We start from the raw sequence: 25,789 nt of genomic DNA, 5'->3' as shown, positions 1-25,789 counted from the left end.
AAGTGGTGGAGCGGCGCATGCACATCGGGGACGAAGGCCAGGAGCGTCTGAACACGGGGACTGCGCATTCGGCTCGGGTCTACGACTACATCCTGGGCGGCAAGAACCACTACGAGGCCGACACCGTGGCCGGGGACGCGATGATGGAGGTCTGGCCGGCGCTGCCGGTGCACATGCGGGCGAACCGGGCGTTCATGCTGCGGGCGAGCCGCGCCCTGGCGCAGGAGCGGGGCGTGCGGCAGTTCCTGGACATCGGCACCGGGTTGCCGACCTCGCCCAATCTGCACGAGGTCGTCCAGGGCGTGGCGCCGGAGTCGAAGGTCGTCTACGTCGACAACGACCCGATCGTGCTCAACTACGCGCAGGCACTGCTCACCAGCACGCCCGAGGGCCGCACCACCTACATCGAGGCGGACATGCGGGACCCGGAAGCCATCCTCGGCTCCGCCGAGTTCCGCGACACCCTGGATCCGAGCAAGCCGGTGGCGCTGCTGGTCATCGGGATGCTGCACTTCATCCACCGCGGGGACGACGACCACGGGCTGGTCCGCCGGCTGCTCGATCCGCTGCCGGCGGGCAGCTACCTGGCGGCGACCGTCGGCACCGCCGACTTCGCCCCGCAGGAGGTGGGGCGCGTCGCGGAGCGGTACGCGGCCGAGGGCATGCCGATGGAGCTGCGGACGCACGCCGAGGCCGCCGCGTTCTTCGACGGGCTCGAACTGGTCGATCCGGGCGTGGTGCAGGTCCACAAGTGGCGTCCGGACCCGGACGACGAGCGGGTCCGCGACGCGGACATCGCCATGTACGGCGCGGTGGCCCGCAAGCCCGCCTGAGCACAGCCGCTTCCGAGCGACCTGAGCACAGCCGCTTCCGCGCGAGGGGCACCGCCTCGTCCGGGCACTCCGGCGGTCAGACCGCTTCCGCCTCGACGACGGAGGAGATGGTCCTGGTCGGCAGCGTGCGCACGAGCCGGAATCCGGAACGGGCGAGCAGGCCTGCGAATTCGGCGGCGGTGCGCTCCCGTCCCCGCAGCATCATGAGCATGATGATGTCCAGCTCGTGGCCGGGGTGCGGGCTGCCGTCCGCGGGCAACACCGCGTCGACGACCAGCAGTCGGGTGCCGGGTGCGGCGGCCGCGCGGACGGTGGCGAGGATGCGCAGACAGTCCTCGTCGGACCAGTCGTGCAGGATGTTCTTGAGCACGTAGAGATCTCCGCCCCGGGGCACGGACGCGAAGAAGTCCCCGCCCTCGGCGCGCCACCGGCCCACCGGACCGGCACTGTCCATACCGTGCGCGGCAACCGTCTCGGGGCGGTCGAAGAGGACCCCGGTGAGCCCCGGCGAACGGCTGAGGACCTCCCGGAGCAGGCCGCCCCTGCCGCCGCCCACGTCGACGACCGTGCCGTGCGCGGGGAACGGGTAGTCGGCGGCGACGACTTCGTCCACGCTGCCGGGCCGCGAGGTCATCGCCGCGTCGAACAGGCTGCTCTGCTCGGGCGCGGCGGCCAGATGCGCGAAGAAGGGCCGGCCGAAGGCGGCGTCGAACCCCGGCTCGCCCGTCCGCAGCGTCTCGGGCAGTCCGGCGGCGGCCAGCCGGAACATCTCGTCGGTGAACATCAGGACCGGCGCGTGCTGGGAGCCGGGCACGTCCGTGCGCAGCGGGGTGCCCTCCGCGGTGAGGGCGAAGGTCCCTTCCTCCTCGTGGAAGAGCCCCCGCGCCGCGAGCAGGCGCAGCACGCGGCGCAGGGGCTCGGTGCGGGTACCGGAACGTCCGGCCAGGTCCTCCGCGGTGCGCGGTCCCTCCGCGAGGAGGTCGGCTATCCGGTGCTCCACCACGGCGCGCAGGGCCGAGGCGTGGATGTGCCCGTACATCAGATCGCGCAGCGGGCCGGCGAACCCGCGGCCCGGGACGTCGGCGCCGCCGGGCCCCTCCGTGGTGCCGTGGGCGGCGGTGTCGGTGTCGGTGTCGGTCTGCGGATCGGTGACGGCGTCGGCCTGCGAACCGGTGGGAGCCAGCGGGTCGTTGGCGGCGGAGCGGACGCCAGGGCTGAAGGCCACGGATTCCTCCTGTCGCGGTGGGGGGTGCGCACACTTCCTTCCCCACCGCGGGCCTCCGTACCGCTGCTCGCCTCGCCCTATGCGCCGCTTCCCCACACGTGGCGCAGGTACCGGTCGGCGGTCTCGGCCAGCACCTCGGTGCCGTCGCGGGCCCACAGGCCGGAGTTGAAGATCTCGACCTCGACGGGGCCCCGGTAGCCGGCGGCGTCCACCTGTTCGCGCAGACCCCGCAGATCGACGCAGCCGTCACCGAGCTGTCCCCGGCCCAGCAGCACTCCTTCGGGCAACGGAGTGACCCAGTCGGCGAGTTGGAAGGCGGCGATGCGGCCGCCCGCTCCCGCACGGGCGATCTGCGCCGACGCCTGGTCGTCCCACCACAGGTGGTAGGTGTCCACGACGACGCCGACCTGCTCGGCCGGGAACCGTTCGGCGAGGTCGAGGGCCTGCGTCAGGGTGGAGACCACACACCGGTCGGAGGCGAACATCGGGTGCAGCGGTTCGATCGCCATGCGCACGCCGCGCTGTGCCGCGTGGTCGCACAGCGCGGCGACGGCGTCCGCGACCCGCTCGCGTGCGCCGTGCAGATCGCGGCTGCCGGCGGGCAGGCCGCCCGAGACGAGGACGAGCGTGTTGGTGCCGAGCGCCGCTGCCTCGTCGAGCGCGGCCCGGTTGTCGTCCAGGGCGCGGCGGCGTTCGGCCGGGTCGGTGGCGGTGAGGAACCCGCCGCGGCACAGCGAGGTGACGGTCAGGCCCGCTTCCCGTACGAGACGGGCCGCCGCCTCGACGCCGTACTGCTGCACCGGTTCTCGCCACAGTCCGACCTGGCGGACGCCCACCGTGCGGCAGGCCCCGGCGAGTTCGGGCAGGGAGAGCTGCTTGACGGTCTCCTGGTTGAGGGACAGGCGGGCGAGCTCGGGCGCGGTGGTAGTCACTGGGGCACTCCGTGGACGGCGAGGAGGTGCTGCATACGGCTCCGTGCCAGGTCGGGATCGGGGAAGAGGCCGAGGCCGTCGGCGAGTTCGTAGGCCCGCGCCAGGTGGGGCAGCGAGCGGGCCGACTGGAGGCCGCCGACCAGGGTGAAGTGCGTCTGGTGTCCGGCCAGCCAGGCGAGGAGGACGACGCCGGTCTTGTAGAAGCGGGTCGGCGCTTGGAACAGGTGCCGGGAGAGGGGCACGGTCGGGTCGAGCGCGGCACGGAAGCCCGCGGTGTCACCGGCGTCGAGAGTACGGACGGCGTCGGCGGCCAGCGGGGCGAGCGGGTCGAAGATGCCGAGCAGCGCGTGGCTGAATCCGGCCGTGTCCCCGGCGATCAACTCGGGGTAGTGGAAGTCGTCGCCCGTGTAGCAGCGGACTCCGTCGGGCAGCCGGCGGCGCAGCGCTGCCTCGCGGTCGGCGTCGAGCAGGGAGACCTTCACCCCGTCGACCTTGTCGGGGTGGGCCGCGATGATGCGCAGGAACGTCTCGGTGGCGGTGTCCAGGTCGGTGCTGCCCCAGTAGCCCTCCAGCGCGGGGTCGAACATGGGGCCGAGCCAGTGCAGGATGACGGGCTCGGCGGCCTGACGCAGCAGGTGGTCGTAGAGGGTCAGGTAGTCCTCGGGGCCGCGGGCGGTGGCGGCCAGCGCACGGGACGCCATGAGGACGGCCTGCGCCCCGGCCTGCTCGGCCACGGCAAGCTGCTCCTCGTACGCCGCACGCACCTGTGCCGGGCCGGTTACGGGGCCGGTGAGCTGGTCGGTGCCCACGCCGCAGGCGATACGGCCGCCGACCGCGCGCGCCTCGGCGGCCGACCGAGCGATCAGCTCGGCGGCACCGGCCCAGTCGAGCCCCATCCCTCGTTGGGCGGTGTCCATGGCCTCGGCCACCCCCAGGCCGTGCGCCCACAGATGGCGGCGGAAGGCGAGAGTGGCGTCCCAGTCGAGGACCGCGGGGGCGTCGGGACGGGTGTCGGCGAACGGGTCCGCGACGACGTGCGCCGCGGCGAACACCGTGCGGGAGGCGAGCTCGGCCCCTCCTCCGTTGCCGGTGACGCCGGGGGCGGGCTCGCCGCGGGGGACGTAGCTGCGCAGGGCCCCGCCGGCCGCCGGCAGCCGGATCGCGCGCGGGCCCGGGACGCCGCTCGGGGTGGGCGCCGCGCTCACAGCGACAGCTCCGGCACGTCGAGCCTGCGGCCCTCAGCGGAGGACTTGAGCCCCAGCTCGGCCAGTTGCACACCCCGGGCGCCGGCCAGCAGGTCCCACTCGTAGGGCTCGCCCAGTGCGACGTGCCGCAGGAAGAGCTCCCACTGCGCCTTGAACCCGTTGTCGAAGGTGCGGTTGTCGGGGACCTCCTGCCACTGGTCGCGGAAGACCTCGGTAGCCGGAAGGTCCGGGTTCCACACCGGTTTCGGGGTGGCCGACCGGTGCTGGGCCCGGCAGCGGCGCAGCCCGGCGACGGCCGAGCCCTCGGTGCCGTCGACCTGGAACTCGACCAGTTCGTCGCGGTGGACGCGTACCGCCCAGGAGGAGTTGATCTGCGCGAGGGCACCGCCCTCCAACTCGAAGATGCCGTACGCGGCGTCGTCGGCGGTGGCTCGGTAGGGTTCGCCGTTCTCGTCCCACCGCTGCGTGAGGTGCGTGGTGGCCCGCGCCTGGACGGCGGTCACCCGGCCGAACAGGTTGTGCAGCACGTACTCCCAGTGCGGGAACATGTCCACGACGATCCCGCCGCCGTCCTCCGCGCGGTAGTTCCACGAGGGGCGCTGCGCCTCCTGCCAGTCCCCCTCGAAGACCCAGTAGCCGAACTCGCCGCGCACCGACAGGATCCGGCCGAAGAAGCCGCCGTCGACGAGCCGCTTGAGCTTGAGCAGCCCCGGCAGGAAGAGCTTGTCCTGCACGACGCCGTGCCTGACCCCGGCGTCGCGGGCCAGCCGCGCCAGCTCCAGGGCGCCGTCCAGGCCGGTGGCGGTCGGCTTCTCGGTGTAGAGGTGCTTGCCCGCGGCGATGGCCTTGTGCAGCGCCTCCTCGCGGGCAGAGGTGACCTGGGAGTCGAAGTAGATGTCGACCGAGGGGTCGGCGAGGACCGCGTCGAGATCGGTGCTCCACTCCTCCAGCCCGTGCTGCCGGGCGAGGGCTCGGAGTGCGTGTTCGCGCCGCCCGACCAGCACGGGCTGCGGCATGAGCACCGTGCCGTCACCCAGATCGAGGCCGCCCTGCTCGCGGAGGGCGAGGATCGAGCGGACGAGGTGCTGCCGGTATCCCATGCGTCCCGTCACGCCGTTCATGGCGATCCGTACGGTCCTGACTGTCACGTGGTCCTTCTCTCCCTCTCGGTTCTCGCGGCGCTCGGTCCCGTGGTGCGCACACGGCCGTAGAAAGCGCTTTCCCGACGGTCACGCTAACCTGCCACGAGCACGGCCCACAAGGGTGGGGTACGCGGGCCGATGCCCCAGCTGAGGAGCGGACGAAGGCGGGGATAGCGCTTGTGGTGCGGCTCCGGCGGAGGCCCCGTAGTGGTCGGTGCGGGCCCGCCCTCCGGGGATGAGACCATTGCGCCCGCGAAGGGACGGAGGATGCGATGACGGTGACCCTGGCCGATGTGGCCGCACGGGCGGGGGTGTCCTCGGCCACCGTCTCCCGCGTGCTGAACGGCAACTACCCGGTGGCCGGTGCGACACGCACCCGGGTGCTGCGTGCCGTGGAGGAGTTGCAGTACGTCGTCAACGGCCCCGCGAGCGCCCTGGCGGCGGCCAGCTCCGACCTGGTCGGCATCCTGGTCAACGACGTGGCCGACCCGTTCTTCGGCATCCTCGCCAGCGCCGTGCAGAGCCAGATGGGCGGTGACGGCCCGGCGGGCGCGGGCCAGAAGCTCGCCGTCGTGTGCAACACCGGCGGCAGTCCCCGGCGCGAACTGACATACCTCACCCTGCTCCGGCGTCAGCGGGCCGCTGCCGTCGTGCTGACCGGCAGCGCGGTCGAGGACGCCGAGCACAGTGCCGCGCTCGCCGGACGACTGCGGCACCTCGCCGTCGGCGGCACCCGCGTCGTGCTCTGCGGCAGACCGCCCCTCCCACCTCCGGGCGCCACCGACGACCCCGGCCAGGGACCGCAGTCGGAGCCGATCACGCTCGCCTTCGACAACCGGGGCGGCAGCCGGCGTCTCACCGCCCACCTGCTCGCGCTCGGCCACCGCCGGATCGGATACGTGGCGGGCCCCGCGGACCGCTCCACGACGCGGCACCGGCTGGAGGGACACCGGCTGGCCCTGGCCCAGGACGCCCCAGGCGCGCAGGCCGAGGCCGAGCGCCTCATCGTGTACGGCGGCGCCTACGACCGGCCCGCCGGCTACGACGGTGCGCACGAACTGCTGCGCAGGGAACCCGGTCTGACGGCCGTGCTGGCCGCCAACGACACCGTGGCCCTCGGTGTCTGCGCGGCACTGCGCGACCGCGGGCTGCGCATCCCCGAGGACGTCTCCGTCGCGGGCTTCGACGACCTGCCCTTCGCCGCCGACGCCGCCCCCGCGCTGACCACCGTCCGGCTCCCGCTGCACGAGGCCGGTGCCCGCGCCGGACGCCTCGCCCTGGACCGCGAGGCAGCGCCCCCGGGCGGCGTCGCCACGGTGCGGGCCGACCTGATGGTCCGTTCCTCCACGGCACCGCCCCGCGACACGAGCCGCTAGCCTCGGCGCTCGGCTCGCGCCCCTCGCCGCCGCGTACCGGCCCGTCGGCGTTCACCGGCAGTGCAGCCGGACGCGGGCCCAGGAGTTGTTGCCGTACCCCTTGGGGTTCCACAGGTGAGCCGGGGACTCGGGCTGGGCGGCGCCGGTGGAGTCCCAGGCGCGGGCGGTGAGGCGGACGGTGCCCGGCGGCAGATCGAGGACGGTCCGCCACCGTCGCCAGGTCCAGGGGCCGGGCTGCGGATCGAGGCGGGCCTGGGTCCAGGTGCGGCCGTCGTCGAGGGAGACGTCGACGCGGGCGACCGTGCGGCCGTCTCCGGCCAGGGCGTACCCGGTGATGTCCGTAGGACCGGTGGGCAGGGGCGAGTCGCCGGGGCCGGGCCGGAGGATGTCGCAGTTCAGGGCGATCGGACCCAGGCGGATGCCCTCGTGGGGCGGCGCCGTGGCAGGGTCCGCCTCGGGGGGCAGGATCCGGTAGGCCGTGGTCTGGAAGTAGTTGTCGGACGGCTGCGGCCGGGCCGTGACGCACTGGAGCCACTTGACGCTGCGGGCGCCGATCCAGCCGGGCACCACCGCCCGCAGCGGCGCCCCGTGCACCGCGGGCAGCGGCTCGCCGTTCATCGCCCAGGCCAGCAGCACCTCCGGCGAGCACGCCTTGCCGACCGGCACGGAACCCCCGTAGGGCTGCGGCGGATCGGCGATGCGGGAGACGTCCGGCGCCGCGAACGCGATGTGCGCGGCCTGCGGGCGCAGCCCCGCTTCGGCCAGGACGTCCGCCAGACGGACCCCGGTCCAGGAGGCGGTGGAGGTCGCACCCGGACCCCAGGGGTCCTCGCCGGGGATGTCCCGGACCTCCGCCAGACCGGCACGCCGGTTTCCGGCACACTGCAGGGTCGCGACCACTTCCGTCTCGGCGAAGCGGTCACGCAGGTCGGCGAGCGACAACTGCTGCGGCTGCGCGACGAGTCCGTCCACCGTCAACCGCCACGCCGCGGCATCGGGGAGGCGTTCGGGGACGGGTACGGGGCCGTGGTTGCGGACGTAGAAGGCGTCCAGCGGCGTGGTCCCACCCGCCTCGGCGAGCGCCCGGCGGGGTGGTTCCGCGTTGTACGGCTCGCGTTCGTGCACCACCATGTCGTCCCTCTTGCCCCACTGCGTCATGCGGCGAGGGATACCCCACCGCTCCTCGTGGGAGCGCGGCGCGGCGTTCCACCGCCCGGATGCGCCGTGCGGGCGCCGCTCACCGGGTTGTAAAGTTGCGCAATGCAGCAACTCAACGGAGGAAGGAGAAAGTGCGGTGTTCCTGCGCAACGGGGTGGAACCCTGGCATCTGTTGGTCGTAGCACTGGTGGTGCTGCTCGTCTTCGGCTCCAAGAAGCTGCCCGACACGGCGCGGGCCCTGGGCAGATCCCTGCGGATCCTCAAGAGCGAGACCCGGGCCATGCGTGACGACTCCCCCGGCACGGCAGGCCCTCCCGCACCCGTCGCGGAGCAGCCGGCCGCGGAGGAACGGACCTGACGGAACAGGTCGGCCCCGGCCCCGCGGCAGGCCCCTTCCCTACGGGCGGGCGTGCCGGGCGTACCGCCTCATGGCCACCGTCAGCACGGCGCCGTACCCGGCGAGAACGAGCGCGAGCAGCGCGTAGGACAGCGGTGTCAGCGCGGGGACCATCCCCAGGGCGGCCCCGAGAGCGGTGAGGGGCAGCACGATCCCCGTGGCCGCCAGCAGGAGTGCGGACGCCATGACCGGCCCGCGGAACCCTGGCCACCGGCCCCGCGGCCACCGCGGGGCCGTCCCGGTGCGCAGCAGCACCATGACCATCGCCTGGGTCAGCAGGTTCTCGGTGAACCATCCGGCGTGGAAGAGGGCCTGCCCGGCCTCGCCGGCCGCGCCCGGCACGGTGGCGGCGAGGACCGCGAAGGTCGCCAGGTCGGCCGCCGCGTTCAATGCCCCGAAGACCAGGGCGAACCGCAGCATCCGCCTCGGCCGCAACGCCGTGGGCCCCGCGGGCGTACCGGCGCGGTGGTCGAAGGCGAAGGCGAGCTGGGCCGCGTCGAAGAACAGGTTCTGCACCAGTACCTGCGCCGGGAGCATCGGCACGAAGGGGAACAGCAGCGCCGCGGCGAGCATCGCCAACGCGTTGCCGGCGTTGGAGGACAGCGTCACCCGCAGGTACGCGGTGAGCGAGGCGCCGCTGCGCCGCCCGGCGGCCAGCGTGTCCTCCAGCGCCGCGAAGGGCCGCTCGGCGAACACCACATCGGCGCTCTGGCGCACGGTGGCGACCGCCTCACGCGGACACAGCGCCACGTCGGCGGCCCGCAGCGCCGCCACGTCGTTGAGGCCGTCGCCAAGGAAACCGGTGGTCCGGCCCGCGGCCCGCAGCGCGGCGACGACGCGGGCCTTGTGGTGCGGGGTGCACTCTGCGAACAGCGTGGCACGCTCGGCCGCCTCGGCGAGAGCGTCGTCGCACAGCGCGTCGATGCGGTCGGCCGTGAGGACCCGGTCCCCGTGGTCGCCCGCGACGCCGCCGTCCGCACCGGCGGACGCGGGGACAGCCCCTGTGTCCGAACCGTCCTCGCCGGCAGCCGCCGCACCGGTGAGGTCACCGGTCCCGCTGTTCCCCGTGGCAGCACCTGCGTGCCCTGCGGGGACGCGAGGGCTCCCTGCGGTGGCGCCGGTACCGACTTCCGCGGCGCCGGTGTTCCCCTTGTCGCCACCACCGGCGGACTCGGCGCGATCGGTGGCGGACGCGGGGCATCCGGCGCCGGGGACGGCGGGGTTCGGGTCGAGGCCGAGCGCGCGGCAGGTGCGGGCCGCGGTGCCGGGGTGATCGCCGGTGAGGATCTTGACGCCGACCCCTTGTGCGCGGAGCACGCGGAGGGCCTCGCGGGCTCCTTCGGCCGGGGTGTCCCGCAGCAACACCGTGCCCACGAAGGTGAGCCCGCGCGCGTCCGCGGCGCCGCCGGCCCCGGCTGCACCGACAGGCGCGTGGCGCTCGGCAGTGGCCACGGCGAGCAGGCGCAGCCCGTCGGCGGCGTACCGCGCGGCCCGGGCGCCCAGCACGGCGCGGTCCTCGTCGGTCAGCGCGCAGCGTTCCAGTACGGCGTCCACCGCGCCCTTGACCACGAGCGTGTGCACCCCCGTGCGGCGTGGGTCCCGGACGACTGCGACGGACAGCCGCCTGGCCGGGTCGAAGGGGACCGCGGCCACCCCTTCGTACGCCTCGAAGTCGACGGCCGCGCTCCGGCCGGTGCCCGGGCCCCGCTTCGTGGGCGACATCCGCGGCCCGGGACCGTCGGCGACGGCGTCCAGGACGGCCTCGTCCAGCGCGTCGGGCACCGGGTTCTCCGCCAACTGGAGCGTCCAGAGGGCGTTGAGCGCAGCCCAGTGCAGCACCGCGGGATCCCCGGACCCGTCGGGTCCCAGGGCCCGGTCGACGACCGGGCGGTCCTCCGTCAGGGTGCCGGTCTTGTCGAGGCACAGGACGTCCATGGCCCCCAGATCGTGCAGGGCGGACAGCCGACGGACGATCACCCGCCGCTCGTGGGCGAGCGCGGCGGCGGAGCGAGCCAGGACGACGGTTCTGACCACGGGCAGCATCTCGGGCGTGAGGCTGACGGCGACCGCCACGGCGAAGGGCAGGATCGCCACGCCGTGCCCGCCGACGACGGCGTCCGCCGCGAAGGCGAGCGGCGGCACCAGCAGCATGCACCGTACGAGGGTCCAGGCGACGCTCCGCACGGAACGGTCGAAGGTCCCGCAGGCGGGGCGGGCGTGTTCCTGCCCGGCCGCCAGTCTGGTCCCCGCGCCCGTGGCGACCACCACCGCGGTGCCGCCGCCGGCGACCACGCTGCTCCCCACGAAGCATATGTGGGGCTGCTCGAAGAGCGCGGTATCACCGGCCGGCCGGAGGCCCGCCGCTCCCGGACCCGCCCAGGCGCCTGCTCGCCGTTTGGGAAGGGGCCGCGACTCCCCGGTGAGCGGCGCCTGTTGAACGACCAGGCCGGTGGAGCGCAGCAACAGCACGTCGGCGGGCACCAGGTCGCCGGGGCCGAGTGCGATCACGTCTCCGGGAACCAGGTCACCGACCGGGATCTCGCGCGCACCGGGGCGTGCGGCATCCGCGTCGCGACGCCGCAGGACGGTGACCGTGCCGGCGACCAGGGACCGGAGGTCCGCCACCGAGCGGTCCGCGCGCAGCTCGCCGCCCGCCCGCAGCGCACAACTGACGGCCACCAGCGCCGCGATCACCGCGGCCGTTCCCAGCGACCCGACAGCAGTGGAGACCAGCGCCAGGCACAGCAGGACGCCGGTGAACGGGTCGCGCGCCCCATGGGTGAGGCGCCGCACAGGTGACGGGGTGCGCCAGGCGGGCGGGGCGTTCTCGCCGTACCGCGCCAGCCGCTCCTCGGCCTCCTGCTCGGTGAGCCCGCGGGGCCCCGTCTCCAGCTTCCGCAGCGCCGTCAGCGGGGCGTACGCCGCGAGTCCGGCACCCCCGGTCCGGTACGCCGCGTCGGCGCGCTCGTCCAGCGGCCCTTTCCGGACGTGGGAGCCGCGTGCCGTCTCAGGCACCGTAGCGGCTCAGCCGCGGCGCCGTCCGCCGCGATCCGGTTCCGTCGGCGGACAGTTGCCGCACCATCTCGTGCACCACGGCGACGACGGCGGGATCGTCGACCAGGTACACCTGCCGGCGCCCTTCACGCCGCGAGCGCACCAGTCCGGCCAGCTTCAGCTTCGCCAGGTGCTGGCTCACTGCCGGAAGGGTGCCGCCGACGCGCTCCGCGAGGTGGGTGACGTCGCACTCCCCCTGGGAGAGGGCCCAGACGATGTGCATCCGGGAGGGTGAGGCCAGCAGGCCGAAGACCGCGGCGGCCTCGGCGAGCACTTCGGGGGACGGGTCCGTGCGACCGCTCGCCTGCGATGCCACCGTTCCACTCCCGTCCCCGCCGTGTCGCCTGGCCACAGTCTAGGCGGGCCCGGCACGGCCCTTGCTGCCGCAGAGCTCATCTGTTCAGTTGCGCAAGTATGGAACCCTGTCGCCCTGTCCGGCGTCTTCCTGTGTGCCGGTGCGCCCGTACCGGCGGAACAGGAGGAGTCAATCGATGGGCATCGTGAGCTGGATCATTCTCGGTCTGCTGGCGGGGACCATAGCCAAGGTTCTGCTGCCGGGACGGGACCCGGGAGGCGTGATCGGCACCGCGCTCATCGGCGTGGCCGGGGCGTTCGTCGGCGGGTGGATCTCGGCGAAGTTCCTGGACCGGCCCATCACGAAGGAGTTCTTCGACCTGCCCACCTGGGGCGCGGCCATCGGCGGTTCGCTCGTCCTGCTGGTCGCCTACCGCCTCCTCTTCGGCCACTCGCGCGACTGAGCGCCTGCCCGGCGTACGGCCCCGCCGGACCGCGGGGTACGCCGGGCGCCCGGCAGGCGACCCGCACCGGGCACAGGGCGCGCCGGGCGCGGCACACGGGACCCGGCGCACCGGGCGGAGGCACATAGGCGGTCTCACCGCCCACGTCCGGGCCCGTCGGGCTCGGAGTTCCCGAAGCCGGGACTGTCGTAGTCAGGGCTTGCGAAGTCGGGGCTCTCGTACTCGTAACTGCCGTAGTCAGGGCTTGCGAAGTCGGGGCTGCCCCAGGCGGGGCCGTCGAAGCGGGGCCCGGAGGGAGCGGGGTCGGGGTCGGCCGCAGTGGGCTGTGACGGGTCCGCCCGGCTCGCCTCCGGCAGCCGTTCCCGGAGGTACGGCAGCACCGCGCGCTCCCGCAGCGCCGTGCGCCAGGCCTCGTGGGCCGTCTCCACCGCGCGCCGCCCACTCGCCGCCCGGCGGCCCGGCCGCAAGACCCCTGACCTGGAGTGCCGACGTGCCGTGAGCACCAGCTTGCCCAGGCCCAGAGCGCCGGTCACCGCCGCGATCGCCGCGCCCGACCACCCGGTCACCACGAGAGAAGCGCCCACTTCCCGCTGCGTGTCCAGCAGCATCAGCACGTATCCGAGCACCAGGAAGATCACCGCAGCAGCGGTCGCTACCAGTGGCACGAGGATCGCCAGCGCGGCCAACAGGCCGCCCCCGCGGATCCGGTGCCTCTCCCGCCGCGCGCCGGAAGCCGGCGCCGCGGAGCCGGAAGGTTGCGCCGTTGAACCGGACGACCGCTTCGGTGAGACGGAGATCCTCCCCGGGGAGCCGGAGGGCGCCCCTCCCCCACCGGGTCCGCCCGCGCGGGCCCGGAGCAGGGCGCGGTACTCCGCCGCGGCGGCTCCGGCCAGTTCGTCGGCGGACGCGTGCGCCCAGCGCCGCAGGCGCTCAGCGGTCCCGTCGGGAGCCTCTCGCAGTTCGCGGCCGAAGAACTCGGAGCGCAGGGCCTCGTCCACCACGCGTGCGAACTCCGTGCGGTCCTCGGCCCGGAGGGAGGGGCAGGTCCCGCTCCCGTCCGGTGCAGCTCCCATTACTCTTCCTTCCGAGCGTCCGCGGGCTCGGAAGTGCCCGGCGGGAACCAGAATCTACAAGACTGTAGAAGATACTGAACGAGCGGCGCGAAGGCCACTGCCCGGCCGGCTTGCGAGACCGTTCGCACCGCGGCGGGCCGGGGCGCACCTCGGCCCGTGGAGGGAGAAGATGTGGGCGACACAGCACGGTGCCGGGGGCGCCGACGCGGCCAGGGCGAACTGGAGGCCACGGTGCTGGCCGCGCTGCACGAGGCGCCCGGTCCCGTCACCGCCGCCTGGGTGCGGGAACGCCTCGGCGGCGGCCTCGCCTACACCACCGTCGTCACGATCCTCACCCGCCTGCTCACCAAACGGGCGGTCACCCGCGAGAAGACCGGGCGCTCCTTCGTGTGGAGCCCCGCGGCGGACGCAGCCGGGCTGGCCGCCCGGCGGATGCGCCAGGTACTCGACGGGGAGAGCGACCGTGACACCGTGCTCACCCGGTTCGTCTCGGGACTGACCGACGACGACGAACAGCTCCTGCGCACGCTGCTCGCGCAGACCGACGCCCGGCCGGGCGACGCCGCTCCGGAGGAAAGAGGCGACTGAGCCGTGGGGTTCTTCGTCCTCCTCCCCCTCGTCCTGCCCCTGACGTCCTGGCCGGTGGCGCGGCTCGCCGAGCGGCGCATGCACCCGCGCGTCTCGACACGGCTGCTGGTCGGGGCGGGTGTCGTGCTGGCCGTGTGCAGCACGCTGTGTCTGGGGCTGCTGGTCGTCGTGGGCACCGCTCAACTGCCCGGCAACCCGCTGCCGGATGCCTGGTCCGACCCGGAGGTACGCGCGGCGGTCCCCTACGACGAGGTGCTCGGCAGGGCGTCCATCCCGGCGCTCGTGGCCCTCCTGTCGGCGTGCGGCACCACGCTCGTACGCCACTTCCGCGCCAGGTCGCGCGTACGGCGGGCCCTGCACGGTCTGCCGTCCTCCCCCGTCGCGGTCCTGCCGGACACCGCTCCGTACGCGTTCGCCCTGCCGGGGGGCCGGCGGGCGCGCGGGCGAAGGCGGGCCCGGATCGTGGTGTCCACGGCACTGCTGGACGCGTTGGAGCCCGCCGAGCGCCGCGCCCTGTTCGCCCACGAGCGGGCACACCTGGCGGCCCGCCACCACCGGTCGCTGCTGCTCGCCCAGTTGGCGGCCGACGCCAACCCGTTCCTGCGGCCGATGCGTACGGCGGTCGCCTTCGGCGTGGAGCGGTGGGCCGACGAAGAGGCGGCGCGGAAGGTCGGCGACCGGCGGCTGACCGCCCGGGCGGTCGGCAAGGCCGCGCTGATCGCCAGGGAGAGCCCCGCGCGGACGCTCCCCGCCGTCGCCGGAAGCGGGCAGGTGCCCCGCCGGGTGCAGGCGCTGCTGGCTCCGGCCCCGAGCAGCCGCCTGCTGCTGCCGCCCACCACCGCCCCCGGCCTGGCCGCCGGGCTCGCCGCGTGGCTCGCGGCGGTCGGAGCGGCGACGTCCGCGCTCTCCGCCGCGAACGCGGCCGTCGCCCTGGTGCTGATCCTCCACGCGGCCACCCCGCTGTGACCTCGCGCCCAGGGACGCCGCCACGCGGTCAGGCAGCCCGGAACAGGGCTGCCGCCATGGCGTCCAGGTGGCCGGTGACGGGGCCGAGCGTGAACAAGCCGCTGCCGGCGCCCGCGTGTTCGCCGACGGCGGGCGCCAGCGCCGCGCGAGCACGCCGGACCGTCGCACGCTCGCCCACCGCGGCGGCCGCCCTGCCGACCAGGCACCACAGGGCCTCGAACAGGAGGTCGCGGGGCGGTGGTGCGAGGCCGCGGAGCGCGGTGCGGGCTTCGTCGTGCCGCCCCTGGTCCGCCAGCAGCAGCGGCCGCACCCACCTCTCGTAGGGGCCCCGGTCGGCAGGCCCCTGCAGGGCGACGGGTTCGTCGTGCAGGACGTCGACGCTCAGCAGGGCGAGCGGCAGCAGGCCGTCCGCCACACCGGGCATACCCGCGCCCTCAAGGCACTGCGCCGCCTGCCGGTAGGCCCGCCGGGCGGCGTCGGGCGAAGCGGTCGCGGCGGTGCGCAGCGCGCGGTACCAGGTGGTGAAGACGGAGACCAGCGGCAGTTCGTGCCGGGTGCCCAGGGCGTCCGCCGCGGCGGCGTGCCGACCGGCCCCGGCAAGGTCTGCGAGCGCGCATCGGGCCTGGAGCCGTACCAGGTGGCCGAGCACCTCGTAGCGGGGCAGACCGTTGCGCGCCGAGAGGTCGATCAGCTCGGCGCCGATCGCGTCCCGGCGGGCGGCCAGCCCCGCACGCTGGAAGGTCTGCATGAACGTGCCGTTCAGGGCGAAGGCCAGGAGCGCGGCGTCGTCGAGCCCCCGTGCGATCTCCTCCGCCTGCCGGGCAGCCTGCAGGGGCCGCGCCGTCGTACCGGCGGGGCCGCCCCCGGCGGCGGGTGACGCACCGGGAGCCGCCGCATCCGGGGCCGCCGCGTCGGGGAGCATCCCCCGCGACTCCACCGCGACGGTGGCCAGCAGGCGACAGCGGGCCGCGGCATGCCCCTCGGCGGGCAGCCGGCGCAGGGTGCGTTCGGCGGCGTCGGCCAGCCATCGCGCCTGCTCCGGGTCGTCCGAGCGGGTCCAGATCGCCGGGACGTCGTAGACGCCGATGACGCGCGCCGTCAGTTCGGGGTCGCCCAGCTCCTCGGCGGCGGCCACGGCCGCGACCCGGTGCCGGCGTGCCGACTCCAGCCCTCCTCCGCCGGTGACGGCCAGGTCGCGCATGAGGCCGACGGTGCTCTCCAGTTGGATCCGGGCGCGGGCGGGCACGTTGCTGCCGTAGGCCGTGGTCGCCTGCGCCCAGATCCGGGCCGCCGTCCCGCCCGGGCCCGGGTCCAGGTGCCGGGCCTGCCGCAGGATGTCCTCCTCCAGCCTGCGGAGCCGGGGACCGGGGTCCACGCCCAGGTGCTCGGTGAGCATGTCGCGGGCCCGCCGCAGGACGGTCAGCGCGTCGGCCTGCCGCCCCGAACGGTAGAGGGCCAGTGCGAGCAGCTCCCAGGCGTCCTCCCGCCAGGGGTGCTCCGCCACGTGCGCATCGAGGTCCGGCACGGCCTCGGCAGCCTCCCCCAGCGCGAGGCGGGCCTCGGCGCGGCGCTCGACGGCGCGGAGCCGCAGCTCCGTGAGCCGGGACCGCTCGGGGCGGGTCCACGCCAGGTCGCCGAAGTCCGCGTAGGCGGGGCCGCGCCACCAGTCCAGCGCCTCGGTGAGGAGGGAGACCACCTGGGCGGGCTGCGCGTCGGCAGGCGTCTCGACGGTATGGATGAACCGCCAGGCGTCGACGTCGGCGGTCGCGGCGCGCAGCGCGTAGCCTGCGCCTTCGGTGACCAGGAGGCGGGCGGGGCTCCGCGGCGGCCGCCCGGGTTCCAGGGCCCGGCGCAGTCCGGCGACGAAGGTGCGCACCGCGCCCACGGCATCGGCGGGCGGCTCCTCCCACAGGTCCGCCACCAGGCGCGAGACCGGTACGACCCGGCCGCGGGCGACGATCAGCCGGGCCAGGACCGCCCGGTGCCGCGGCCCCTTCAGCGACAGAGCCTCACCTTCTTCGTCCCAGGCGGTGACCGCGCCCAGCACTCCGAACCGCACGTGCACCCGGTGTCCGTTCTTCCGTCCCTTGCTCCGCCTTCACGGTAGCGCCGTGCTCACCGTGTCCGCGTTCATCGGCTGCTCATCCGACGCCCGGAGGGTGGAGGCGGCACCGGTCGCCGGTCCTCCGTGCAGGCGGCTCGCCGCGCAGTGGCCGCCCGGCGCCCGCCCCTGGCACGTATCGACACGAGGAGAGCCATGACACCCACCACCGGCGCAGGGTCCGAGCCCCGCATCCCCGGCTTCGCCTACCGGCGGATCGCGGTCGCGGACGGCGTCGCGCTGCACACGGCCGTCGGGGGCTCGGGCCCGCCGATCGTCCTGCTGCACGGTTTCCCGCAGACCCACCTGATGTGGCGGCACGTCGCCGCCGATCTGGCCGCGGACCACACCGTCATCTGCCCCGACCTGCGCGGCTACGGCGGCAGCGACAAGCCGCGGGAAGCGGAACCGCGCACCTATGCGAAGCGCACCATGGCGGACGACGCCGTGGCTCTCGCGCGGGCGCTGGGGTACGCCCGCTTCGCCCTCGCGGGGCACGATCGCGGTGCTCTGGTCGCCTTCCGGGCCGGGCTCGACCACCCGGCGGCGGTCAGCCACGTGGCCTGCCTCGACGTGCTGCCGACCCTGGACATGTGGGAGGCCCTGCACGGGGTTCCGGCTGCGGTCGGGTTCCACCTCTACCTCATGGCGCAGCCGCCCGGGCTGCCCGAGGAGATGATCGCAGCGAGCGCCGACGCCTTCTTCGGGTACTTCCTCGACCTGTGGGCCAAGGACCCCGCTGCGCTGCCTGCCGAGGTACGCACCGCCTACCTGGCGGCCTGCCGCGAGGCGGTGCCGTCCATCGTCGCGGACTACCGCGCCTCCGCGGGCATCGACGTCGAGCACGACCGGGCCGACCGCGCCGCGGGCCGCCTGCTGACCATGCCGGTGACCGTGCTCCAGCAGAACTGGGGAGCCGCGCTCGGGTACGAGGCCGCCGCCCTGTGGCAGGCCTGGGCAGCCGACCTGCGGCACTCGACCGTCTCGTGCGGGCACTTCATGGCCGAGGAGGCACCCGCGGACGTGAGCAAGGCACTCCGGGACCTGCTGGCCCGCCGCCCCGGGCCGGTCTGACAGGCGAGTGTCCTGCACAGATCCTCGTACGGGCCCTCCAGGGCCGCGGCTGGTCCCAGCGGCGCTCTTGGTGGAACGGGCGGCCGGCGATCGCCACCGGCCACCCGGAGGCGGCGCGGAGCACCCGCCGGCCGCTGCCGGCCGCCGCGCCGCCCCGGTGGGCTCGCCCGGGCCGCTGGTCGCCGGCCCCCGGGCCGCGCCCCTGCTCGGGGGGGCTGGAGGGACAGCCCCTCGGCGACCGGCCCGGACGCTTCGGTCTCCCGCCGGGTCAGCGAGGTCGCGGGGGTACGCAGCCGGTTCATGAGCTGATCGGCGGCCGAGGGGGCGAGCGTGGTGCGGCCTGCGGCGGCGGTCCGTCGGCCGGGCAGTTCCCCGGGGGCGTGTCCTTGAGGAGACGACCGGTCGCGCCCGCCTGGACGGCCGGGTGCGTGTCGACGTCGGTGCCGTAGACGGTGACGACCAGCGCCCCGGCGGTGACGAGCGGCTCACCGCGCTCGGCGCCGTCACCCTGAGCCTGCCCGTGGCGACGGGGCACGCCGACGGGTGGCCGTACCCGGACCGGTACCGGCGGGAGCAGGCAGGAGCAGGCAGGAGGGGTACGGCCCCGGTGCTGCGTCCCCTCCCCGGAGGGCCCGGCGACCGCCGCATCCGGCCCCGTCCGGAGACAGCCGTTCGGTCGGACAGCCGCCGACACCGGCAGCCGAGGGGGCGCCCGGGCGGCCGGAGGCGTCGCGGAACCTACTCTGTTACGCCAAGGTGCTGCTCACAGTGGTGGCTGCTAGCGTCTCCCGGAGGTACACATGCGACAGTTGATCAACGTGCCCGAGTCCGTGGTCCCCGACGCGCTGCGGGGGATGGCGGCGGCGCATCCGGAGCTGACCGTGGATGTGGACCGCCGGGTGGTGGTCCGCCGGGACGCGCCCGTGGCGGGGAAAGTGGCACTCGTCTCCGGCGGCGGCTCGGGGCACGAGCCCCTGCACGGCGGATTCGTGGGACCCGGCATGCTGGACGCCGCCTGCCCCGGCGAGGTCTTCACCTCCCCCGTCCCCGATCAGATGGTCGCCGCCGCGGCAGCCGTCGACAGCGGCGAGGGCGTGCTGTTCGTCGTCAAGAACTACACCGGCGACGTCCTCAACTTCGACATGGCCGCGGAACTCGCCGAGGACGAGGGCGTCCGCGTCGCCAAGGTGCTGGTGGAGGACGACGTCGCCGTCATCGACAGCACCCACACGGCCGGGCGCCGGGGCACCGGCGCGACCCTGTTCGTGGAGAAGATCGCCGGGGCACTCGCCACCGAGGGCGCACCACTGGAGCGGGTGGAGAGCACGGCGCGCCGGGTCGCGGAGTCCTCGCGCAGCTTCGGAGTGGCCCTGAGCGCCTGCAGCACGCCCTCGAAGGGCGGCCCGATGTTCGATCTCCCGGCGGGGGAACTGGAGTTGGGCGTCGGCATCCACGGAGAGCCGGGCCGCGAGCGGCGGCCCATGATGACCTCGGGAGAGATCGCCGACGCCGCCGTGGACGCGGTGCTGGAGGACATGCAGCCCGAGGAACCGGTGCTCGTGCTGGTCAACGGCGCGGGAGCGACTCCGCTGCTGGAGCTGTACGGGTTCTGCGGGGAGGTGCACCGGGTGCTGGCCGAACGCCGGATTCCGGTCGCCCGTACCCTCGTCGGCAACTATGTGACCTCACTCGACATGGCCGGTGCCTCCGTGACGCTGTGCCAGGGCGACGAGGAACTGCTGCGACTGTGGGACGCGCCGGTGCGCACCCCGGGGCTGCGGTGGGGCGCCTGAGCAACGGTGCTGCGCGGCGTCGGCGCCGCACAGCACCCGCCGGTGGCGTGGTTGCGGCATCGGCGGGTTCGCCCTCGGGCCGGCGGCGCACCACGGCGCGTACGAGTACGAACGAGACAGCATCACCCGGACCGGTCAGCGCGAGCTGACCGACTCAGCGGCGAAGGAGCACAGTGGTGAGCGGCAAGGTGACGAACGGTGCCGGCGGATCCGGCACGGGCGAGGACGGCGCACCCGCGTGGGACGCGGCCTTCTTCGCGCGCTGGATGAGAGCGGCGGCCGACGCGATCGGCCGCGACGCCGACCGGCTGACGGAGCTGGACTCCGCGATCGGCGACGCCGACCACGGCGCCAACATGCGGCGCGGCTTCGACGCCGTCCGGGAGGAGCTGGCGGAGGACGTACCCGCGACGCCGGGCGCCGTGCTGATGACGTCGGGCCGCAAGCTGGTCTCCACGGTCGGCGGCGCCTCCGGGCCGCTGTACGGAACACTGCTGCGCCGCACGGGCAAGACGCTCGGCGACGCCGAGCGGGTGACCGGCCAGGAGCTGGCCGAGGCGCTGCGCGCGGGGATCGACGCGGTGGCGCAGCTCGGCGGAGCCACCGCGGGCGACAAGACGATGCTGGACGCGTTCACACCGGCCGTCGAGGCGCTGGCGGACAGCGGTGGTACGGATCTGGAGGCAGCGCGCACAGCGGCGGAGAAGGGCGCGGAGGAGACCGTTCCGCTCCAGGCCCGCAAGGGGCGCGCCAGCTATCTGGGCGAGCGCAGCATCGGCCACCAGGATCCAGGGGCCGCCTCCGCCGCGCTGCTGCTGGGCGCCCTCGCCGAGGCCGCCCGCGGCACGGAAGGCGGTGCGTGACGGTGGCGCAGGCGAACGACGCGGCCCGGGTGGGCATCGTGCTGGTCTCGCACAGCAAGGAGGTCGCCGACGCGACCGCGCGGATGGCCGCCGCCCTCGCGGGGGTACCGGACGCGCCGGTCATCGGGGCAGGCGGCCTGCCCGACGGCGGTCTGGGCACCAGCGAGGAGGTGATCGCCGAGGCGGCCCGCCAGGTGGACGCGGGGGCGGGTGTCGCCCTGCTCGCCGACCTGGGCAGCGCCGTGCTGACCGTCAAGACGCTGCTCGCGGACGGCGACGAACTGACCGGCTCCGCCCGCCTGGTGGACGCCCCACTGGTCGAGGGCGCGATCGGGGCCGTGGTGACGGCCGCCGGCGGTGGTGACCTCGCGGCGGTGTCCGCGGCTGCCGAGGAGGCGTACACCTACCGCAAGGCGTGACGCCCCGCCCTCCTGCGGGTACGGCATGCCGGGCAGCGCCGGAGGACATGACGGCGGCGGGCGTCTGGCCGCGAGACGGCGCCCGCCGCACGAGTACGGCCGGGACAGGTGGGACAGCCCGGATGGTGGTCGGGTCCCCCCGGTGACGACCTGCGCCGTCTCGGTGAACGAGACGCACTCCCGGTTGCCTTGACTGCCGCTTGCGCTCCCGCAAAGGTGCGCGTGTGAGCCAGCAAGCAGGACCAGCGAAACAGGATCCGCCGGCACCGCGGGACGGCGCAGCCGACGCGACAGACCCGAGCAATCCGCCGGCCGACGGCGCTCCCGCCCGCGCCGTACCCGGACCCACGGCGCCCGTGAGCAGGCCGGAGGGCGGTCAGGAGAGCATGCGCCGGGTGGCCGTCGCCAGCTTCATCGGCACCGCCATCGAGTTCTACGACTTCTACGCCTACGGCACGGCTGCCGCCCTCGTCCTCGACGGCGCGTTCTTCCCCAACCTCAGCCCGCTCAACGCCACGCTGGCGGCCTTCTCCACGTACGCGGTGGCGTTCGTGGCCCGGCCCCTCGGCTCGCTGATCTTCGGCCACTTCGGTGACCGGGTCGGCCGCAAGTCGGTACTGGTGGCCTCCCTGCTGCTGATGGGACTGTCCACCGCGTGCGTCGGGCTGCTGCCCGGGTACGCCACCCTCGGCGTCTGGGCGCCGCTGCTGCTCGTCCTGCTCCGGTTCCTCCAGGGAATCGGGCTGGGCGGGGAATGGGGCGGTGCCGCCTTGCTCGCCGTGGAACACGCACCCGAGAAACGCCGCGGCCTGTTCGCCGCCTTTCCGCAACTCGGTCCCTCCGTCGGCTTCTTCGCCGCGACAGGCATCTTCTGGGCGCTGTCCACCGGCCTCGACGACGCGGCGTTCCGGTCCTGGGGGTGGCGGGTACCGTTCCTGCTCTCGTTCGCCCTGGTGGCCGTGGGGCTGTTCGTCCGGCTGCGGATCAGCGAGACGCCGGTGTTCCGGCGGGTGATGGACGCGCAGGAGAAGAGCAAGGCACCGGCCATGGAGGTGCTGCGGACCCACTGGCGCGAGATCCTGCTGGGCGCCGGCGGCATGATCGTCGCCTACGGACTCTTCTACACCGCCACCACCTACTGCCTGAACTACGCCACCGACGGCCTCGGTGTGCCACGCAGCACCATGCTGGCCCTGTCGATGGTGGCCTGCCTCTTCCTCGCCGTCGGCACGTGGTTCGCGGCCACCCGCTCCGACGCACGCGGCCGTCGCCGGCTCGTCCTCGCCGGCTGCGGACTCGCGGTGGTCTGGGGACTCGTCCTCTTCCCGCTGCTGGACACCGAGCAGCCGGTCCTGATCGCGCTCGCGCTGGGTGGCACCCTGTTCTGCATGGGCGTCGTGTACGGGCCCATGGGCGCCTACCTCCCGGAGCTGTTCGGCACCCGCGTCCGGTACTCCGGTGCGTCCTTCGCCTACAACCTGGGCGGAGTGCTGGGCGGGGCGGTGGCGCCCCTGGTGGCCACCGACCTCCAGGCCTCGTTCGGTTCGAACGCCGTGGGCTGGTACGTCTCGGGCATGGCCGTCGTCTCGCTGCTGTGCGTACTGGCACTGCCCGAGACACGCTCCCGCGAACTGGGTTGATCTCCCGCCCCCCGCCGAAGCGGGCAAGGGAGTCAGCCAGAGGGGCGGGCTCCCTGCCGGGCCACTCGCTCGATGACCAGCGCCCGAGGGGCCCCGAGTGCCGCCGCCGCAGGACGTTTGCAAACTGCCTTCGCCCGCACGCTGCCCGGTGACCCGGCGGCGACGCTGGTGCGCGCGGGCGCGGTGGCCCGGCCTGGACGGCGTCGTCAGTGGCCGAAGGGGCACCGGCCCTTGCTGCGGGCGCGGGCGTCCTCGTCGAGGTAGAAGTTGGGCCGGAGGTCGGCCTCGTCGTAGTAGCGGTGGAAGACGGGTGTGACGCCCCCGGAGAGCGGCGGGACGATCCAGCTCCAGTCGGTGGGGACGATGCGCCCTTGGCGCTTCTCCTTGGCGAGGTGGGTCAAGAAGCGCTGGGACTCCGTGTGATGGTCGGTGATCTTCACCCCGGCGGTCTCGAAGGAGTGCAGTACGGCCACGTTGATCTCCACCAGTGCCCGGTCCTTCCACAGGGAGGACTCCTGGCGGGTGTCCAGCCCCATCTGCCGTGCAACCACGGGCAGCAGGTCGTAGCGGTCGGTGTCGACGAGGTTGCGGGCGCCGATCTCGGTGCCCATGTACCAGCCGTTGAAGGGGGCGAGCCCGTAGTCCACGCCGCCGATCCGGAGCCGCATGTGGGAGATGGCCGGCACCGCGTACCAGCGCAGACCGAGCTGCGCGAACCACGGGTGGTCCGGGTGCGTGAGAGGCACCTCCAGCACCACCTCCCGGGGGACGTCGAACATCTGCGGCTTGTTCTCGGGCGTCTCGATCACCAGGGGCAGCAGGTCGTGTGCGGTGCCCGGCGGCTGCCAGCCCATCCGGCGGAGCTGCTCGGTGAACTCGACATGCCCGGGGTCGCCGTCGACTCCTCCGTCCCAGCGGCGGTGTCCCGCGTACCGGACGAGTTGGTCGTTCCAGACCCGCGGCCCGGAACGCGCCGGGGTGTCCGGCGCGAAGACGGAGATCACCGGGCGCACGCGACCCCCGTTGGCGGCCAGTCGCAGATGCTCGCAAAGCTCTCGGAATATGTGCTCCGGAGCGCTGAGATGTCTCAGATCGCGTACCTGGAGACTGTTCCAGTACAGACGGCCTATGCAGCGGGCGGAGTTGCGCCAGGCGACGCGCGCTCCGAAGGCGAGCTCTTCGAAGGTGTGGGCGTAGGTGCCGTTGTTCGCGACTTCCGCACGTATCTGGTAGAGCCTGCGGGCGAAGGTGACCGGCAGATCGGTGTTCTCGGTGTAGAAGAGGCGGAGGAACTCCTCGGCCTCTGCCAGATCGGTGCCTCTTGCGTGCCCGGTACCCGCACCGGCCCACGCCGATGCCGGAGCGGGGGCGGGAGCGGGAGCAGGGCGCTCCCAGCCTCCGAAGGAGGTTTGCGTGGGAAAACCTACGGGCGGGGGATCGGCGTGCATTCTGCTCCTCGCGGGCGGCGGTGCGTGCGCTGCCGCTCCGTCGGTCCTGGACGCGTGCGTGAGCGCACCACGCTAGCGGCGTCACGCCTGGCAGTGAACACCCCTCTTCCACCCCCGGCTCATCCGGCACGGTGAGGCCATGTGCTCGCCCGGCAGGACGCGGGATGAACCGGAAGTACGGCCGCCCGCGCCCCACGCGCCGCCACCCCGCAAAGAGACAGCCGGCTACCGCTCGTGCGGGCGGCTTCGTCGCTTCCACCGCCCGACAGGGGCGCGAGCCTCCTGGCCACAGGTCACCGATAGTCAGGTTCCGCGGAGGTGCCCGCCTGGTCGCCCTCGATCTCTTCCAGGCTGCGGCTCTTCGTCTCCGGAACCATGAACTGTGCGTAGCAGAAGGCCAGTACGCCCATGGCGGCGAAGACCAGGAAGACGGTCGTGGCGCCGGCCTCCAGGAAGGTGGGGAAGGCCAGGCTGATGAGGACGCTGACCAGCTCGGTCAGGAAGGTGGCGATCCCCATGGCCATGCCCCGTACCGACAGCGGGAACATCTCGCCCAGCACGATCCAGACGATGCCGCCCCAGCTCAGCGCGAAGGCGATCTGGAAGAGGGCGAGGCCGGCGACGGCAAGGTACCCGGCGGGGCCCGAGACCTTTCCGTCGTGGGCGCCCAGGAAGACCAGGGCCAGGACCAGCATGCTCGACGCCATCGCCAGGGCACCCCACACCAGGGGCTTGCGCCGGCCCACACGGTCGACCAGCACGTACGCCATCACGACGGTGGCCCCGAGACCGAGCGCCGAGAGGCCGACGTTCGCGGTGACGGCGGCGGTGTCGCTGAAGCCGATGCCCTTGAGCACGCTGGGCGCGTAATACGTGATGGCGTTGATACCGATCAGCTGCTGCAGCATGCCGAGCACCGAGCCGAGCACCAGCAGCCTGATCATCGCCCTGGAGCGGAAGAGCGAGGCGCGGGAAGCGGCGTCCCCTCTCACGCCCGCCCCGTGCGCCTTCGCGCGCCGCTCGTGCCGTACCGTGCGGATCTCCTCGATCTCCCGCCGCGCCTCCTCGGGTGAGCGCGACCCCGCCAGCACGGCGAAGGCCTCCTCCTCGCGGCCGTGGTCGACGAGCCAGCGCGGGCTCTCCGGCAGCCGGAGCGAGCCGATCAGCATGACGAGCGACGGCACGACACCGAGGCCGAACATCCAGCGCCAGCCCTCGATGGGCGTGAACGCCAGCCCGACGAGGCTCGCCGCCAGCACACCCACCGTGATCATGACCTGGAACAGGCCGGTGAACGAGCCGCGGCGCGGCGCCGGAGAGATCTCCGCGAGGTAGACGGGGATCATCGCCGTGGCGATGCCGACCGCGACGCCGAGGATGACGCGGGAGACGATGAGGACGCCCGCGTTCGGCGTGAACGCGGCCACCAGGATGCCGGCGCTGTAGAGCACGCCACCCAGGGCCAGCATGACGCGGCGGCCGTACCGGTCGGCCAGCGGCCCGGCACCCAGCGACCCGAAGAGCGAGCCGATCAGCGCGGAGCTGACGATCCAGCCGGTGGTCGCAGGCGAGAGGTCGAGTGCGGGTTTGGCGAAGAGCAGGGCGGAGGAGACGACGCCCAGTTCGTACCCTCGGATGCCGCCGCCGAGTGAGCCCAGGAGGTAACTGCCCGGTCCGATCACGGGTGCGGTGGTGGCCGCGCGGGTCTGTTTCACGGGTGCGGCTCCTGACGGGTGGACGGTTG

22 protein-coding genes and 1 pseudogene are annotated in these 25,789 nt (G+C 74.1%); 11 read left to right on the top strand and 12 right to left on the bottom strand.

The genetic code is table 11. The features are described 5' to 3' along the window. The first annotated feature begins 17 nt into the window (after positions 1-17). Positions 18-833: an SAM-dependent methyltransferase gene (locus tag H297_RS0133010; RefSeq protein ID WP_027740518.1), complete on the top strand. Its 816-nt coding sequence runs from the start codon at positions 18-20 to the stop codon at positions 831-833. A gap of 76 nt (positions 834-909) precedes the next feature. On the opposite strand, the gene H297_RS39920 is transcribed toward H297_RS0133010, so the two are convergent. The 4 genes from H297_RS39920 to H297_RS0132990 form a co-directional block, all read right to left on the bottom strand. Continuing rightward, positions 910-2,058 (bottom strand): methyltransferase, encoded by a 1,149-nt coding sequence (locus H297_RS39920; RefSeq protein ID WP_486589777.1) that lies wholly within the window; start codon positions 2,056-2,058, stop codon positions 910-912. Between the two features lie 77 nt (positions 2,059-2,135). Further along, positions 2,136-2,990: a sugar phosphate isomerase/epimerase family protein gene (locus tag H297_RS0133000; protein WP_027740517.1), complete on the bottom strand. Its 855-nt coding sequence runs from the start codon at positions 2,988-2,990 to the stop codon at positions 2,136-2,138. Continuing rightward, positions 2,987-4,150, bottom strand: a complete 1,164-nt coding sequence (locus H297_RS0132995) for a dihydrodipicolinate synthase family protein (protein WP_037795943.1) — start codon at positions 4,148-4,150, stop codon at positions 2,987-2,989. Before H297_RS0132995 ends, H297_RS0133000 begins: the two co-directional genes overlap by 4 nt. 41 nt (positions 4,151-4,191) lie before the next feature. Further along, positions 4,192-5,343 (bottom strand): Gfo/Idh/MocA family protein, encoded by a 1,152-nt coding sequence (locus H297_RS0132990; protein WP_027740515.1) that lies wholly within the window; start codon positions 5,341-5,343, stop codon positions 4,192-4,194. A 266-nt stretch (positions 5,344-5,609) separates the two neighbouring features. Here H297_RS0132990 and H297_RS0132985 point away from each other — a divergent pair, with 266 nt between their 5' ends. Beyond that, positions 5,610-6,713 carry a LacI family DNA-binding transcriptional regulator gene (locus H297_RS0132985; protein WP_027740514.1) on the top strand — a complete coding sequence of 368 codons (1,104 nt, stop codon included), beginning with the start codon at positions 5,610-5,612 and terminating at the stop codon, positions 6,711-6,713. Between the two features lie 51 nt (positions 6,714-6,764). Here H297_RS0132985 and H297_RS0132980 read toward each other — a convergent pair whose 3' ends face one another. Continuing rightward, on the bottom strand, positions 6,765-7,871 hold the full coding sequence (locus H297_RS0132980) for a sulfite oxidase (RefSeq protein ID WP_027740513.1): 1,107 nt from the start codon (positions 7,869-7,871) through the stop codon (positions 6,765-6,767). Positions 7,872-8,007: 136 nt separating this feature from the next. Between H297_RS0132980 and tatA the strand changes: the two genes are divergently transcribed. Next, positions 8,008-8,229: a Sec-independent protein translocase subunit TatA gene (tatA, locus tag H297_RS44785; protein WP_037795922.1), complete on the top strand. Its 222-nt coding sequence runs from the start codon at positions 8,008-8,010 to the stop codon at positions 8,227-8,229. Between the two features lie 39 nt (positions 8,230-8,268). Here the strand turns inward: tatA and H297_RS42425 are convergent, their stop codons facing one another. Beyond that, on the bottom strand, positions 8,269-11,283 hold the full coding sequence (locus tag H297_RS42425; RefSeq protein ID WP_051352395.1) for an HAD-IC family P-type ATPase: 3,015 nt from the start codon (positions 11,281-11,283) through the stop codon (positions 8,269-8,271). Continuing rightward, complete coding sequence (locus H297_RS0132965) at positions 11,276-11,638, bottom strand: metalloregulator ArsR/SmtB family transcription factor (RefSeq protein ID WP_027740512.1); 363 nt, start codon at positions 11,636-11,638, stop codon at positions 11,276-11,278. Before H297_RS0132965 ends, H297_RS42425 begins: the two co-directional genes overlap by 8 nt. 175 nt (positions 11,639-11,813) lie before the next feature. Between H297_RS0132965 and H297_RS0132960 the strand changes: the two genes are divergently transcribed. Continuing rightward, on the top strand, positions 11,814-12,080 hold the full coding sequence (locus H297_RS0132960; RefSeq protein ID WP_027740511.1) for a GlsB/YeaQ/YmgE family stress response membrane protein: 267 nt from the start codon (positions 11,814-11,816) through the stop codon (positions 12,078-12,080). A 134-nt stretch (positions 12,081-12,214) separates the two neighbouring features. Here the strand turns inward: H297_RS0132960 and H297_RS0132955 are convergent, their stop codons facing one another. Further along, complete coding sequence (locus H297_RS0132955) at positions 12,215-13,153, bottom strand: hypothetical protein (RefSeq protein ID WP_027740510.1); 939 nt, start codon at positions 13,151-13,153, stop codon at positions 12,215-12,217. Positions 13,154-13,324: 171 nt separating this feature from the next. Between H297_RS0132955 and H297_RS0132950 the strand changes: the two genes are divergently transcribed. Together H297_RS0132950 and H297_RS0132945 are read left to right on the top strand one after the other, a co-directional pair. Further along, positions 13,325-13,741, top strand: a complete 417-nt coding sequence (locus tag H297_RS0132950) for a BlaI/MecI/CopY family transcriptional regulator (protein WP_027740509.1) — start codon at positions 13,325-13,327, stop codon at positions 13,739-13,741. A 3-nt stretch (positions 13,742-13,744) separates the two neighbouring features. Further along, positions 13,745-14,707 carry a M56 family metallopeptidase gene (locus H297_RS0132945; RefSeq protein WP_027740508.1) on the top strand — a complete coding sequence of 321 codons (963 nt, stop codon included), beginning with the start codon at positions 13,745-13,747 and terminating at the stop codon, positions 14,705-14,707. 28 nt (positions 14,708-14,735) lie between these two features. Here the strand turns inward: H297_RS0132945 and H297_RS0132940 are convergent, their stop codons facing one another. Then, positions 14,736-16,772, bottom strand: coding sequence for an AfsR/SARP family transcriptional regulator (locus H297_RS0132940; protein WP_027740507.1), 2,037 nt, complete (start codon positions 16,770-16,772; stop codon positions 14,736-14,738). A gap of 192 nt (positions 16,773-16,964) precedes the next feature. Here H297_RS0132940 and H297_RS0132935 point away from each other — a divergent pair, with 192 nt between their 5' ends. Continuing rightward, positions 16,965-17,882 carry an alpha/beta fold hydrolase gene (locus H297_RS0132935; RefSeq protein WP_037795921.1) on the top strand — a complete coding sequence of 306 codons (918 nt, stop codon included), beginning with the start codon at positions 16,965-16,967 and terminating at the stop codon, positions 17,880-17,882. Between the two features lie 215 nt (positions 17,883-18,097). Here the strand turns inward: H297_RS0132935 and H297_RS39905 are convergent. Further along, a pseudogene (locus tag H297_RS39905) lies at positions 18,098-18,381 on the bottom strand (transcriptional regulator); the annotation flags it as partial. 301 nt (positions 18,382-18,682) lie between these two features. On the opposite strand from H297_RS39905, the gene dhaK reads away from it, so the two are divergent. From dhaK to H297_RS0132910, 4 genes are all read left to right on the top strand, one after another. Continuing rightward, a complete protein-coding gene (gene dhaK, locus H297_RS0132925) occupies positions 18,683-19,675 on the top strand; it encodes a dihydroxyacetone kinase subunit DhaK (protein ID WP_027740504.1) in 993 nt (330 codons plus the stop codon). A gap of 266 nt (positions 19,676-19,941) precedes the next feature. Continuing rightward, positions 19,942-20,538, top strand: a complete 597-nt coding sequence (dhaL, locus tag H297_RS0132920; RefSeq protein WP_027740503.1) for a dihydroxyacetone kinase subunit DhaL — start codon at positions 19,942-19,944, stop codon at positions 20,536-20,538. Beyond that, positions 20,535-20,957 carry a PTS-dependent dihydroxyacetone kinase phosphotransferase subunit DhaM gene (locus tag H297_RS0132915; RefSeq protein ID WP_486589776.1) on the top strand — a complete coding sequence of 141 codons (423 nt, stop codon included), beginning with the start codon at positions 20,535-20,537 and terminating at the stop codon, positions 20,955-20,957. Before dhaL ends, H297_RS0132915 begins: the two co-directional genes overlap by 4 nt. Before the next feature lie 386 nt (positions 20,958-21,343). Then, on the top strand, positions 21,344-22,597 hold the full coding sequence (locus H297_RS0132910) for an MFS transporter (RefSeq protein ID WP_037795920.1): 1,254 nt from the start codon (positions 21,344-21,346) through the stop codon (positions 22,595-22,597). Positions 22,598-22,803: 206 nt separating this feature from the next. On the opposite strand, the gene H297_RS39900 is transcribed toward H297_RS0132910, so the two are convergent. Together H297_RS39900 and H297_RS39895 are read right to left on the bottom strand one after the other, a co-directional pair. Beyond that, a complete protein-coding gene (locus tag H297_RS39900; protein WP_078515011.1) occupies positions 22,804-24,045 on the bottom strand; it encodes a nitric oxide synthase oxygenase in 1,242 nt (413 codons plus the stop codon). Between the two features lie 293 nt (positions 24,046-24,338). Next, a complete protein-coding gene (locus tag H297_RS39895) occupies positions 24,339-25,760 on the bottom strand; it encodes a sugar porter family MFS transporter (protein ID WP_051352394.1) in 1,422 nt (473 codons plus the stop codon). Positions 25,761-25,789: the final 29 nt, after the last annotated feature.

This window comes from Streptomyces sp. CNT360, from assembly GCF_000424785.1.
The sequence above is the reverse complement of the archived record's forward strand: the minus strand, read 5'-3'. Positions and strand labels throughout refer to the sequence as shown.

Bases quoted from the DNA above. Each gene is read 5' to 3' on its own strand.
- H297_RS0132910 (WP_037795920.1), top strand. From the start codon at position 21,344: ATGCGCCGGGTGGCCGTCGCCAGCTTCATCGGCACCGCCATCGAGTTC.
- H297_RS0132985 (WP_027740514.1), top strand. From the start codon at position 5,610: ATGACGGTGACCCTGGCCGATGTGGCCGCACGGGCGGGGGTGTCCTCG.
- H297_RS0132960 (WP_027740511.1), top strand. From the start codon at position 11,814: ATGGGCATCGTGAGCTGGATCATTCTCGGTCTGCTGGCGGGGACCATA.
- dhaK (WP_027740504.1), top strand. From the start codon at position 18,683: ATGCGACAGTTGATCAACGTGCCCGAGTCCGTGGTCCCCGACGCGCTG.
- H297_RS0132935 (WP_037795921.1), top strand. From the start codon at position 16,965: ATGACACCCACCACCGGCGCAGGGTCCGAGCCCCGCATCCCCGGCTTC.
- H297_RS0132955 (WP_027740510.1), bottom strand. From the start codon at position 13,153: ATGGGAGCTGCACCGGACGGGAGCGGGACCTGCCCCTCCCTCCGGGCC.
- H297_RS0132980 (WP_027740513.1), bottom strand. From the start codon at position 7,871: ATGACGCAGTGGGGCAAGAGGGACGACATGGTGGTGCACGAACGCGAG.
- H297_RS39900 (WP_078515011.1), bottom strand. From the start codon at position 24,045: ATGCACGCCGATCCCCCGCCCGTAGGTTTTCCCACGCAAACCTCCTTC.
- H297_RS0133010 (WP_027740518.1), top strand. From the start codon at position 18: ATGCACATCGGGGACGAAGGCCAGGAGCGTCTGAACACGGGGACTGCG.
- dhaL (WP_027740503.1), top strand. From the start codon at position 19,942: ATGAGAGCGGCGGCCGACGCGATCGGCCGCGACGCCGACCGGCTGACG.